At 56.5% G+C, this 12,883-nt stretch carries 10 protein-coding genes and 1 tRNA gene; 6 read left to right on the forward strand and 5 right to left on the reverse strand.

The genetic code is table 11. From position 1 onward, the window contains the following. Nucleotides 1-69: 69 nt before the first annotated feature. Together F624_RS0129160 and F624_RS0129165 are read right to left on the reverse strand one after the other, a co-directional pair. Nucleotides 70-1,443 (reverse strand): DUF1329 domain-containing protein, encoded by a 1,374-nt coding sequence (locus tag F624_RS0129160; protein WP_031256678.1) that lies wholly within the window; start codon nucleotides 1,441-1,443, stop codon nucleotides 70-72. Nucleotides 1,444-1,456: 13 nt separating this feature from the next. Next, nucleotides 1,457-3,088: a DUF1302 domain-containing protein gene (locus tag F624_RS0129165; RefSeq protein WP_245573765.1), complete on the reverse strand. Its 1,632-nt coding sequence runs from the start codon at nucleotides 3,086-3,088 to the stop codon at nucleotides 1,457-1,459. 306 nt (nucleotides 3,089-3,394) lie between these two features. Between F624_RS0129165 and F624_RS0129170 the strand changes: the two genes are divergently transcribed. After that, nucleotides 3,395-4,096 carry a GntR family transcriptional regulator gene (locus tag F624_RS0129170; protein WP_245573766.1) on the forward strand — a complete coding sequence of 234 codons (702 nt, stop codon included), beginning with the start codon at nucleotides 3,395-3,397 and terminating at the stop codon, nucleotides 4,094-4,096. Between the two features lie 460 nt (nucleotides 4,097-4,556). On the opposite strand, the gene F624_RS0129175 is transcribed toward F624_RS0129170, so the two are convergent. Further along, nucleotides 4,557-4,639: transfer RNA gene (locus F624_RS0129175), tRNA-OTHER, on the reverse strand. Between the two features lie 141 nt (nucleotides 4,640-4,780). On the opposite strand from F624_RS0129175, the gene F624_RS0129180 reads away from it, so the two are divergent. Then, on the forward strand, nucleotides 4,781-6,079 hold the full coding sequence (locus tag F624_RS0129180; protein WP_031256683.1) for a tyrosine-type recombinase/integrase: 1,299 nt from the start codon (nucleotides 4,781-4,783) through the stop codon (nucleotides 6,077-6,079). A gap of 273 nt (nucleotides 6,080-6,352) precedes the next feature. Continuing rightward, nucleotides 6,353-7,621, forward strand: a complete 1,269-nt coding sequence (locus tag F624_RS0129185) for an AAA family ATPase (protein WP_019577927.1) — start codon at nucleotides 6,353-6,355, stop codon at nucleotides 7,619-7,621. Nucleotides 7,622-7,796: 175 nt separating this feature from the next. Here F624_RS0129185 and F624_RS0129190 read toward each other — a convergent pair. Next, a protein-coding gene (locus F624_RS0129190; protein ID WP_425387347.1) for an IS3 family transposase occupies nucleotides 7,797-9,043 on the reverse strand; the annotation gives its coding sequence in 2 pieces (ribosomal slippage) (nucleotides 7,797-8,731 and nucleotides 8,731-9,043; 1,248 coding nt in all). 97 nt (nucleotides 9,044-9,140) lie between these two features. Between F624_RS0129190 and F624_RS34465 the strand changes: the two genes are divergently transcribed. The 3 genes from F624_RS34465 (at nucleotide 9,141) to F624_RS34470 (ending at nucleotide 12,081) form a co-directional block, all read left to right on the forward strand. Then, nucleotides 9,141-9,665 (forward strand): RloB family protein, encoded by a 525-nt coding sequence (locus tag F624_RS34465; RefSeq protein ID WP_019577931.1) that lies wholly within the window; start codon nucleotides 9,141-9,143, stop codon nucleotides 9,663-9,665. A gap of 12 nt (nucleotides 9,666-9,677) precedes the next feature. Continuing rightward, nucleotides 9,678-10,331, forward strand: a complete 654-nt coding sequence (locus F624_RS0129210) for a viperin family antiviral radical SAM protein (RefSeq protein ID WP_211224190.1) — start codon at nucleotides 9,678-9,680, stop codon at nucleotides 10,329-10,331. Nucleotides 10,332-10,533: 202 nt separating this feature from the next. Beyond that, on the forward strand, nucleotides 10,534-12,081 hold the full coding sequence (locus F624_RS34470; RefSeq protein ID WP_084679772.1) for an NYN domain-containing protein: 1,548 nt from the start codon (nucleotides 10,534-10,536) through the stop codon (nucleotides 12,079-12,081). Nucleotides 12,082-12,112: 31 nt separating this feature from the next. Here F624_RS34470 and F624_RS35185 read toward each other — a convergent pair whose 3' ends face one another. Beyond that, entirely contained in the window at nucleotides 12,113-12,874 is a 762-nt protein-coding gene (locus tag F624_RS35185) for a hypothetical protein (RefSeq protein WP_157443689.1), read from the reverse strand. Between the last annotated feature and the right edge of the window lie 9 nt (nucleotides 12,875-12,883).

Genomic DNA, 12,883 nt, shown 5'->3' on the forward strand with positions numbered 1-12,883 from the left:
ACCGCTTCGTCGAGCCATGGGCGCTGTGGCACAGCGGCTTCGAACTGGGGTGTGGTGGGTGTGTTCATCTCAACGCACGCCCTCACCGGCCATGGCGTCAGGTGTAAAGACCGAGTCGCTGTAGCGTTTCTGGATCTTGTATTGGCTCTTCTGCTGGTTCATCACCAAGGTGACAAACATGCTGCCAGCCATATGGTCGTAGGCGCCCCAGGTCGTGGCGGCTTGTGCGGGCACATCGGGCATGGCAACCGGCAAAGTGAACTGAGAGCGGGCCAGTTGGCCTTTGGAGTCCCAGCGATCACCCCACACCAGCAGCCAGGAATCCTCATCAATGTAGTAGCGCGACCTGGGTGAGGTATGGCGCTGTCCGGCCTTCAGGTTGGCCTCGACGACCCATACCCGGTGCAACTCCCAGCGCACGTTGTCAGGGTTGAGGTGATGCTCTCCGACCAGTTCGTTGTCCTTGAAGGGAACCAGCGAGCGGTTGCTGTTGTACGGAATCAGCATCTCCTGCTTACCCACCAGCTTCCAGTCGAAGCGATCCAAACGACCGGAGAAGCCCTCCACCTCATCAAACGAGGCCACGCCTGCAGAAAAAGGAGTCGGTGTGTCGCAGCAAGCATTGGGCAGCTTGCGAACTCGGCGTTGCCCGGTCAAATAAACCCACACCTGGGTCTTGTCGCCATTGAGTTGTTCACGGCCGGTGAGCGCTTCCCCTGCACGAATGGCGGGCCCCGTGTTGATCGAGCGGACCATCCAATGCTCACCGCTGAACTTTTCGGGCGAGCCATCGGGTGCGTAATACGGCATCTGGTAATCGTTGCGGGTCTGTTGAACCAGTACCTGCTTGCCGTCGGGCGTCAAGGTATACCCATTGAACTCGCTGTACCAGGACTCTCCACGCCAACGCAGCAGCACATTCCACATCACTTCTGCCCCGGTCTTGGGAATCGGGAAGGGGACGCCGGCAAACGCACCTTCAGGCACCGGGCCTGCAGAGGTTTCAACCATCTTCGCCCGCGTGGCGTTGCGGAAGGTGTTGTCGTAAACGTACTGCGGCGCCGCTGCGGTTCGCCGAGTCGGATAGACATCCACACGGAAGCTGTTTGGGTAGCGTTGCATCAACTGCTTGACTCCGTCCGGGAGGCGCGCGGCGTGCTCCTGGACATTTTTTGCGTCCACGCTGTAAACGGCCTTGTCTGAGGCGAACGGATCGGGCCGACGACCGCCATTGATGAATCCCGGCGTGACGGTCGTCAGACCTCCGTTCCAGGCCGGGATGGTGCCGTCCTTGTTGGCGGCCTTTTCTGCGCCCATCGGGGTCAGGGCGGCCTTGAGGGCTGCGGCTTCTTCGGCCGAAACGGCCGCGTGAGCCGCAGCATATGCAAGAGTCAGCGCAATCGATAAGGCGGCGAGGCCGCTCAGTTTGTGGTTACGGTTCATGGTGATCACAGGGTCAAAAGGTGTACGTGAGGGAAGCCGACACAAAGTCGCGATCCTTGAGGGTTTGGGCCCAGGTATAGGCGCCGTTCTGATTCGCGTTGTTGAACGTATTCGCTGGCCCGAAATAGTGGGTGTAGGCCATCGAGAAACGCCACGCGTCGCGGTAGATGGCATTGACCCCAATGGATAGATCACCGCCACCTGCGGGAACCCAAGCATTCGGGTTGCTCACAGCCAACGGCCGCGATCCCTTGGGGGCAAATCCCAGGCCGATCGGCAAGCCCAGGTCAACACCATCGATCACGCCGCGATACATCGGCTCCAAAACCACCCGGAGAGCCACGCCATCCCGGGTGCCGTTGGTGTCGAGTGCCGCCGCATTTCTGGACACCGACAGGAGCCGGTTCCATGCGATTTCGCCAATCAGGTTCGCTTCACGCCACAGCGGCCCCGGCCCGAGGCTGCCAATCGTGTTGACATTGAAATGCGCGGTCCTTCCGACCGCATATCCCGGATTGTTGGTGTTGTTGGTGGCCCCACCCGCGGCAAAGGCGCTCACATCAGCCGCTTGACTGCTCGCCAGGTCGGCGTTGTGCCGGATCGACCCCTCAATGGCCACATTGAAATTCCCGAATGTCTTGCTTGCGCTGGCACCCAATGCGGTCGTACCTTGGTGATAGACCAGTGAGTAGGAATCAGGCGTCGGCCCCCCAGCGGTCATGACCAGATGGGGTACCAGTTGGGGTGTCTTGGCGTGATAGCGGATCAAGTAAAAGCCATAGTCAGCCTCTTCGCCCCGCAATTTCAACTGCACCCCTCCTTGCCCGCGATCGCTGGGCCGGACATCGGCCGATCTCTGCGCAGGCGATGTCCCGGGGGATAGCAAAATGCTTTCGCCACCCGCTGGTGCTGGGTCGGTGTTGTTGAAGTAACTGCCGACCCCGGGCATGCGGCTGGGCGCCCAGCCAGTTTGCACATAGGCCCCGACTGAGGCTGTCGAGCTCAGCTGATACTGACCGGAAATTTGGGGAACCGGGCGGATGGCCTCCTTGAACTGGGTGTTGGGCACCGAGACCAGCTTGACCACATCAAAGGGTTGCTGCGCACCCGCAATCGCATTGCCGCCAAAAAACAGGCTTTCGCCCCAGAGCAGTGAGTGCCGGCCAGCACGAACGCTGGCCGAACGGCCATCCAGATCGAACTTGCCAAAAACGAAGGCATCCAGCATTTCCGCCTTGCGGCCATGAATATCGCGAGTGGCCTGCGTGAACCGGTTGCCTGCCACGGAGGTCTGATTGGGGTAGGCACCACCAGAAAAGCCAGGGTTGCCGTTGGGCCGGAGATAGACACTGTCATTCCAGGCCGCCGCACTCAGGCGCATGCCAAAGTTGCGCTGATAGCTCAGGTCCATCTCGCTGAACAGATCAAGGCGGCTGGAGATCAGCCCCTTGCTGAAGTTGCGGTCTCCATCATCGTTGTTGGGATTCGACAACAGCGTCGAGCTGGGTGACCTCACTCGAAAGGCAGAGCTGTATTTGACGGTGTTGTCCCACCGCACCGACAAGTCACTGTTGTCAGTCTGAAGCTCGAACGAATGAGCTGCGCCGCATCCCAACAGCGCAACCGCAGCAGCCAATGGGGCCATGCGCCGAGAGCCGGCGCCCCCCGTCCTCATATCTGTCCTCATTAAGTCTCCTCTTTTCCCCTTCTGGGGTGATGTGAACCTCTCACCTGGCGACCGGTACATTGCTACCGGGCTGATACATATATTAAGTTGTGTTTTATATATTTTTCTTAGGGATATCCATAGAAACAATGATCTGGACACAAAACGCAGGCTCATCCATCATTGCGAGCCTGTAAGCTTTCAGTTCGATTCCCACCCACTTGCTTCATGGCCACACCCACTGCAACTGCCCCAGTCGCCCCCAATGCCCGCAGCCTCACCACCATGGCGTTTGAAGCGCTGCGTGCCGACATCCTTCTTGGCGAGCTGCGCCCGGACGAGCGCCTGCGCATCCAGACCTTGAGCGAGCGATACAACATCGGGTCCACCGCCATCCGGGAGGCCTTGTCACGCCTGGTGACGGATGGACTGGTCGAATCGGAAGAGCAGCGCGGCTTTTGCGTCGCGCCGGTTTCACAGGAAGAGCTGGTCGACCTCACGCAAACCCGCATCCAGATCGAACAATTGGCCTTGCGCCAAGCTGTAGAGCGCGGTGATGTGGAATGGGAGACGCGGATCCTGTCGAGCTTCCACCGACTCTCACGGACCGACCTGCCTACTTCAGTTGAGAAACACGCCGCCTGGGCGCTGGCTCATCGGCAGTTCCACGAGTCGCTGGTCTCGGGTTGCCGCTCGGAATGGTTGATGCGCCTGTGCGGACTGCTCTACGACAAGTCCGAGCGCTACAGAAATCTGGCCGAGAAGTACCGAAACAGTTCAACTGACGTACCGGCAAGCCAGGGACGGAACACTGCAGATGAACATCAACAGTTGATGGAAGCGGTCATGGGCAAGGATGCAGACCTGGCCTGCAAGATCCTTGAAGACCATTTTTGGCAAACAGCCAACATCATTCTTGAAGCTGGTTTTGGCCAACGCGAAAGTCACTTTTCCAGCGCCACCGGCACTCGTAAAACGACTGGATGACGTCTTCAAGCGTCTGAGCAAGCCCAGCCTTGCAACGGACGCCAAGTCCTGCATGGGAGTTCTTGAGGATCTATTCAGGCCGGGTGAATCCAGAGCCTGCCCTTGGAATCGCTGGGCATGCCTCCTCGCCGGGCGGGCTTCTGGATGCGGCTGAATCTGAAGGCAAAGCCTGCACGTTAGCGGGGCTTCCTCACATCGCCTTGCACGGTCTTCGCCGATCTTTCGAGTCCCTTGTATTGGCTCAGTGATTTCCTGCGCAGCGTGGGGGCAAATCCAGCGCACAACAGCTCGACGGTGTCGAGGCAAGGGCTTGGGTGCTGGCTCGTGGACAAACACGTTGTAGCGCGTTTTTGCAGCCAACTTTGCTGGCGCTGATGACTGTGCCAGCTTGAAAAGCCAGTTTCAGACAGACAAAGAAAAACGGCCTGTGCTACTTTTCAGTAGCAACAGACCGTTGTCTTGGAGGAGAGAGAGGGATTCGAACCCTCGATACAGCATAACTGTATATCGGATTTCGAGTCCGACAAAATACATATTCCCCCCCGTTGATTTATGTTGATAAAATCATTACAAATCAACAACTTACAATAATTTTTGAATGTAAACTGAAACCTTCAAAGTTGATTAGAATGACTTGAAATAGACCAAATTTGCCTACAGATTGCCTACAGATTTCAAGTCACCATGAGCGAACAAAAAACAAGAGCCCGCCTGACCACAGGTCGAGTCAACGACTTCGTGTGTCCCCAGTCGAAATCCCAAGCCTTCCTTTGGGACACCGAAACACCCACGTTAGCCTTGCGCGTGACGCCCACAGGCAGAAGAACCTACGTGTTCGAATCGCGGCTGAACGGAGGCACCATCCGGATCAGTATCGGCACGGCTCCTGATTGGTCTATCGACCAAGCTCGCAAAGAGGCGATGCGGCTCAAGGTCATGATTGACTCGGGTCAAGATCCCAGAGCCATTGCTCGCGAAGAGAAGGCAAAGCTTGAAGCCCTTACCGCCCAAGAATTGCTCAGGACAACAACAGTTCGAGAAGCTTGGGATGAGTACCTTGTCGCCAGGCGGCCGCACTGGGGTGAACGACACTATGTCGACCACACAAACTTGGCTCGCCAAGGGGGCGTCCTGATCAAGCGAGGAACCAGAGGGAAAGGCATCACTTCGTCTGGCCCCCTTCACGCCCTCATGAATCTAGAGTTGAGAAATCTTGATGCAAAAACGATTGAGGCATGGGCTGCCACCGAATCGCAAACACGCCCCACGGCGGCTCGCCTAGCGTGGCGATGTCTCAAGGCTTTTCTCAATTGGTGCGCTGAGCACCCTGACTTTTCAAACGTCACACCTGAGCGAAATCCGGCAAAAACAAAGAAGGCACGAGAAGCGCTTGGAAAGCCAAGTGTGAAGAGCGACGCATTGCTTCGTGAACAACTACCCGCGTGGTTTGAGGCGGTCGGCCAGTTGAGCGCTGCCCCATCAGCGTATCTTCAAATCCTGCTACTTACCGGGGCTAGACCAGGTGAAATCCTGGAGTTGCGATGGGAGGACGTCGACCTTCGCTGGCGAACGCTAACCATCAGAGACAAAGTAGAGGGTGACAGGGTCATCCCCCTGACCCCGCATACACAGCGACTCATTACAGGGCTTCCAAACAAAGGCCTTTATGTTTTCGCCGGCTCTGGAACTCAACGTGATGAACCAAAGCCCATGGTGAAGCCGAATGTTGCCCATAGCAGAGCTTGCGCCCGAGTTGGGCTCCCGCACATCACATTGCACGGTCTTCGTCGCTCTTTCAAGTCCCTTACCGAGTGGCTGGATATCCCTGCTGGCGTTGTTGCCCAGATCATGGGCCACAAACCCAGCGCCACGGCGGAGAAGCACTACACGGTACGCCCACTCGATCTGTTGCGGGTTCATCACGAACGCATCGAGTCGTGGATTCTTGAGCAAGGCAAGGTGACGGGCACCAATCCTTCCTAACTCGGGTCAACGGGCCGTAGCGGCCCAATGTACCGAGCCAGGACACCAACGCGACGGGAAGGGTGTGAGCAGGCGGATTGCCGGGTAAGTCGTCCCCATCAAATGCGACCGTTCACAGCGGCATGCCTCATTGATCGCGAAGCAACGCGCCAAGGGATTGGGCACCACATCACGTAGACCACCATCAGTTCATTTCGCCATGAAACTTAAGATTTCATCCATTTTTGAAGTTTTTCTGCAAAAATAAGGACATTGATTGATTGGAGATAGGAAATGCTGCTTGAGTTTCGGGTTCGGAACTACCGATCCATCCGTGACGAGCAAGCCTTGACCCTGACCGCGTCAAGCGACAAGGAGTTGGCTCAGACACACTTGGCACCCACAGGACTGAAGGCCGCCCCTCATGCCCTGCGCACCGCCGTGGTCTATGGCCCCAATGCCAGCGGCAAGTCCAGCTTGTTGCGAGCCTTGGACTACATGCGCGCGGTGGTGGCCGAATCCGCAACGGTGATTCAGCCCGGCCAAACCTACAACGTGCAACCTTTCAGGCTTGATGCGACAAGCGCTCAGCAGCCCACCGAATTCGAGATCACGTTCCTGCTGTCGGGCGTACGACACCAGTATGCGTTTTCAATGACCGCTCAGCGCATCGTCAGTGAATCGCTGCTGGTCTATCGAAGCAGCAAGCCCACCCAGCTCTTCAATCGACAGCTTGTCGACGGCGACAGTTACGACTACGAATTCAGCACCTACCTGACAGGCCCGCGCAAGCTCTGGCAGGACAGCACCCGTCCCAATTCGTTGTTCCTGTCCATGGCGGCTCAACTCAACAGCGAACAACTCGGTCCTGTGTTCAATTGGATCGTGCGCAACATCACGTTTCTGCCGGCCGGCGCAACTGTGCTGCCTGACCTCACAACAGCACTGCTGACCACTGAGCAGGGACGCGCCTCAATCCGCGAATTCCTGTCAGCTGCAGACATCTCGATCGCTGACGTTCAAGCTGTTCCTCGCAAGGGCATGCGTGCCCAAATGGTCATGAACGCCAGTGGCGTACAGGCAAGCCAGGAGGAGCACGAGTTCTTGATGCCCGTTTTTGAGCACAGCACGCCCAATGGCTCAGCGAAGTTTGAGTTACACGACGAATCCGAAGGAACGCAGCGGCTATATGGCCTGATCGCTCCGGTACTGGACTGCCTTCGCGATGGGCGCCTGCTGGTGGTGGATGAGTTGGACAGCAGCCTGCACACATTGTTAGTGCGACGGCTGGTCAACATGTTCCAGACACCTGAGCTCAACCCCAATGGGGCGCAGCTCATTTTCAGCACCCATGACACTTCTTTGCTTGATCACACCTTGTTCCGGCGTGACCAGATCTGGTTCACAGAAAAGGACGCCGACCAGGCCACCCGCCTGTACCCGCTGACGGATTTCAGCGCTCGGAAGCAAGAAGCCTGGGAGCGAGGTTACCTGGCTGGGCGCTACGGTGCTGTCCCTTTTTTCAGCGACTGGCCCATTCCGATCAAAGCGGAGATGCATTGACGTCATGGGCAAGGACAACCAACCCAAGCATCGGCAGGTCGCTCGCGTCCTCCAGCGTAGAGCTGCCGTACGTCAGCCCTATGAGCGCCTGCTGATCGTCTGTGAGGGCGAAAAGACTGAGCCTCAATACTTGCGGGAGATCCAGTGGAATTGCCCCCGTATGACCGGACACGGTCTATTCGCAATTGAGCGCCTGGCCGTTTGACTGGCTCATGCGCTGGCGATGTTGCCTGAATTCACGCGGTGAGCGCATTTTCAGGCCCGAATGGGGATGCACCTCATTGAAGTGCTCGAACGCCGCTGGCAATTGGGCCAGAACCCGTGTGGCATCGCTGAGGTCCATTCTGCTCACGTAATCGCGCCGGAAGGTCTTCACGAAACTCTCAGCCATGCCGTTGCTTTGTGGGCTGCATACCGGCGTGTTGACAGGCTTCAAACCCAGGGAGCGAGCAATTCGACGGGTATCGTGGGAGATGTAGGCACCACCGTTGTCCGTTAAAAACTCCAACGGGTGATCCTCGGGAATGGCCTCCACCGCGCCAAAGCGCTTCTCCACGGCTTCGATGAGCATTTCTCGAACTGGCTCCCCCAGCAGCCCCCTGCCTGACCAGGCGCGCCAGGCCATGATCTCTCGATCACAGCAATCCTTGGCAAAGGTCGCTGTCACGATCTCACCGGAGTCACACTTGATCTCAAAGCCATCAGAGCACCAACGCTGATCGCTTTTCGGGACCGTCACCTTGCCCTTGTGCGGCCGATTCGACTGCTTCAGGCGGGGTGCTTTGGGCAGCAGCAAGTGAGCCTGCGCCATGACGCGGTAGGCACGCTTGGCGTTGACCACTGGACGCCCTTGAGCACGGCGATCCCTGTTGACGAGGGCACAAGCCCGGCGGTAGCCGTAGCTGCTCAGGTCGGCAATGTGCTGGCGAATCTCTCGGATCAAATCATCGTCAGCGGCGCACTTTCTCTGCGTGCGTCCATCAACCCAATGCTCAGGCCTACGCCGGCGCTGGTTCACATGCGAGCGCGCCACCCGCAAGCTGTCACAGACCACCTTCACAGGTCGTCCTTGGGCAACAAGGGTGAGCGCGCAATCCACTTTTTTGCGACCGAATACTCCACGGCTTCCTTGAGGATTTCATTCTCCAAGGTCTTCTTGCCCAGGATGCGTTGGAGCTTGGCGATCTCGGCGCGGGCCGCAGCCAGTTCAGATGCTGGAACCACTGACTCACCCGCAGACACAGCGACCAGAGCCCCTTCACGCTCGAGCTTGCGCCATTGAAACAACAAACTGGCGGCGACACCTTCTTGTCGAGCCACAAGCGACACCGACATCCCTGGTTCATAAGTGCGCTTGACCAGGGCGGCTTTCTCCGCAGGGGACCAGCGCCTGCGGCGCTGGTCTTTGAGGATGACCTCCACTGACTCCGTATGCCTATTCGTATTCACAGTCCTACTCCTATCTTCAAAGATAAGCGATGGACCGTGTCCTGTCATTCAAGGGGCCGTTTCATATCGATTGGCGAGCACACATCTACTGGTACTCCACAGCCAGTTCGGGACTGAGCCACAGCAAGTTCTGAAGTACGCCCTATCCATCTTCATCAAGGGAGCACCTGAGCGTGGCCTGCATCAGAGGGCATCTGACCGAATCGTTGTGGTTTTCGACCGCGATGAGCATCAGACCTACCATGCGGCGCTGGCCCAGGCTGCCGCGCAGAACGGAAAGCTCAAAAACGACGAAGGCGCTGCTGTACAACTGGATGTGGTTGTCTCGGTGCCCTGTTTTGAACTCTGGTTGCTATTGCACTTCGAAGACGTGCATGCGCCGCTACATCGACATGAAGCGCTGGAACGGTTGAAGGCCTACCTACCTGACTATGAAAAAGGCGGCGGCGGTCACTGGGGGAAAACGCAGGCTCACTTGAGCCACGCCATAGAACGAGCCCATCATCTTGCTGCGCAGAACAATCCCAACGATGGCATCCAACCTTACACAGCGATGCACGAGCTTGTCTCGCGTCTCATTCATTTAAAAGACTGACCGACCTCCCGAATGAGATCTCTGAATCGCCCCGGGGCGCTTCAACGTCGTATCTCAGACGAACTCATCTCTCAACTCGCACCACTCATCTCGATGATCGGAGTCAGTCTCGACTCAGACCACAATGCAACGAACCTCGCAATTGGTCGAGTCGACGCTCGTGGAGCATTGTTGAACAATAAGGAACTGGCTGGATTAATGGCTAAGGCAAAGACACTCAACCCAGGACTGGTCATAAAGTTGAACACTGTCGTCAGCGCCCTGAATGCTGATGCCGACATGGGCAATGCAATCGCCACATTCAGGCCAGATCGGTGGAAAGTTTTCCACATGTTGCCAGTGACCACTGATGATCTCGCCGTTTCTTATGAAAGGTTTGAGGCGTTCGTCGCCCGGCATATGCGCTACGGAGGTGTCATGTGCGTCGAGGACAACGATGCAATGAACGAGTCTTATCTCATGCTCGACCCACTGGGACGTTTCTTTCAGAACACCAGAGATTGCCGAGGCTACGAGTACAGTCGCTCGGTGGACGTTGTTGGTGCGCGGCAGGCGTTCACCGATTGGCGTTTTGCAGCAGCCTCTTTCGCCTCACGATACCGTCAACCGCCCCTTGAAGTTGTGCCAGGAACGATACAACCCGTACAAGCGGGGAGCATTCCATAGTTGCCACGCCCTGCCTGCAGTCAGACGGCTCCGAGTTACTCGCGCCCGAATTCTTGGACATTCTGATGCTGTGGGGTGAGGCAGTTCGCGGGAAATCTATGCGGCCAACTTTGCTTGGGCCGCGGTACGCCAAAAATATCATCAAATCTCGGCGCTGCCGACATGAGTGTGCTCGATACTAAGACAGCCCTAAGGAAAACCGGTGAAGATTGCTCTATTTGTCGATTTCGACAACGTTTATTCAGGGCTGCGACGCATAAGCGCCGAAGCCGCCGAACGTTTCTCTCGTCAGCCCTTGCTTTGGCTGCACTGGCTAACGCAAGGAGTCGAAGGTAGTGATGCGGATGAAAGCACCGTCCTAAGCCGGCGCGCGTTGGTGCGGCGTTGTTACCTCAACCCTGTGATGTATCAGAAGTATCGTCGGCCATTTCATGAGGCGGGATTTGAAATTGTGGATTGCCCCCCCATGACCGCCACCGGGAAAACGTCCACAGACATTCACTTAGTGCTGGACGTGATGGATGCTCTGGCGGATCGCACACACTTTGATGAGTTCGTCGTCTTCTCAGCAGATGCCGATTTCTCCCCAGTTTTGCGCCGCCTCAGACGACATGACAGACGCACAGTCGTATTTGCGGCGGGAGCAATGTCTGAGTCCTATAAGGCCTCTGCAGATCGAGTAATTGATATTCCAACGTTTCTTCAGGAGGCGCTCCAGCTCTCCTCCATGGAGGATTCGGAGCCTCCCTTGAAAGAAGAAATTTCGCAAGTTTCGAGGCACTTCGATGCTTTTCGCAATAGGGTGGCGGACCGTATCCGCGACTTGGTTACACAGGCTGAGGCACCGGTCCCGCTGAAAACTCTGGTGCAACAGCTACGTCAAGAGTTCGCGCAACTAAGTGACGGGCGTTGGGATGGTGCGGCCACCTTTGACAATCTCATGCGGGAGCTGAATATCAATGGCGTCGTCTTTGACTTTGAAAATGAGGTTGCCCGTGATTTTCGGCGAATGAGCCGAACAGGTTTGGTACCTGACGGTAGGACTCCAAGGCAACAAGTCTCAATTGAGCACGAGGAGGCCTGGAAACACGACCGCCCCTTAGAGCAAATTCCCCAGGAGTCTCTCGAGCAAGCGGCGACAACGGTTATCCGAAACGCCGTTGCGAGCTCTAGGGACCCTCTGCAACTATCTGCGCTCGGCATCATTCTTCGACAGAGGCTGCCACAACTTAAAGGTGGTTGGGGCAGTGCGCCGAATCTAGCTGCGTTCTTACGCCAGTTGAATATAGAACCTATTCGGCGTGCTGTATTGGAGGATGGAACGACTAACGTCCTTTATGATCCTGGACGACACGACGAGCCCACAGGTGCTGTTGGTGATCGCCTAGTTGCAAGCATGCTAAGTGCCGCTGAGTTGCCCACCATAAAAGGTGCGGACCTAAACCGTATCTTGAGTACCGCTCGACCATACATGGGCGGTACCGATCATTTTGAAATTGCCGAGGTTAGTCGCAACATTGCGGCAAAGATGTCTACGGAAGGTCGTTCAATCTCGCCCCGTCGCATAACGACCGTGTTGCAGCCGCTCATTTTTGGAGGACTAGACACGACAAAGCCTTATCTGGATATCAACGAACTCCTCGTAGACGCCATGGGCGTCATCATCTCCGCTTGGGCTCGAGAAATGCAAACCCAACCTGACGATGAGGCACGAAATCGTCTCATTGCGTGGTTGAGAGGTTCCTCTTAACTGTCCTCGACTATGGCCGTGACGTCGGGCATCAGGAACCAGCAGGCCCATTAATTGCGGGCCACACAGTCGTACCAAGCTGCCAAAGGTCGGCTCCGAACTTCACGACCTTAGAACCTGCATCAGCAACCCTACCAGCATTTGTGACCAACTCAAGTGCCTTCTTGAATACCTCTTGGGCGTTACCGGGCTTATCCACCTCGCACTCAGCAACGAGTTCTTCAGAGGCATTCCTGACTTCGCCGACGCTTTTATTCACTGCCTCAACGATCGGCTGCATACCTTTGACACGATATAGAAGAAGAGCAGCTTTAAGGTCAGCAACTTGTCGCTCTAGCATCTCACGCAATGCATAGGGAAGTGCGGCATCTGCCAATCGCTGTTCCTGTGCTTCAACATCGGCCCGCAAGCGACTCATGACGTCCGGATCGACGTCTGGCTCATCAAATTGCGTGAGAGACCAAGCAGCCCACTTCAGCACAATTTCGACCGATTTAGATCGAACTTGTTCTCGATACGTACTCCAGTGCTGGTTCAGGTTGGCTGGTGATAGCCACTCTCGAAGGACAGAAACGCAGTCATAGTAAAGAGCTTCAGGGACACCAAGATGTCGAAGACGAAACTCCATTGAACGTACTTCACTGACCGCGGCCATAGCTGCAATTGATGGCACTTCATTGGAGCCGGTAGGCTCCAGATTCAGATAGCTCCACCAAGATCCGCTCATCGCCTGCTGCTGATGCTGTGGCGGCGTATGTTGAACGATCGCCAAGAGTCTAGACGCTGGATTCATTCATCAACT

The organism is Curvibacter lanceolatus ATCC 14669 (assembly GCF_000381265.1).
Lineage (GTDB): Bacteria > Pseudomonadota > Gammaproteobacteria > Burkholderiales > Burkholderiaceae_C > Curvibacter > Curvibacter lanceolatus.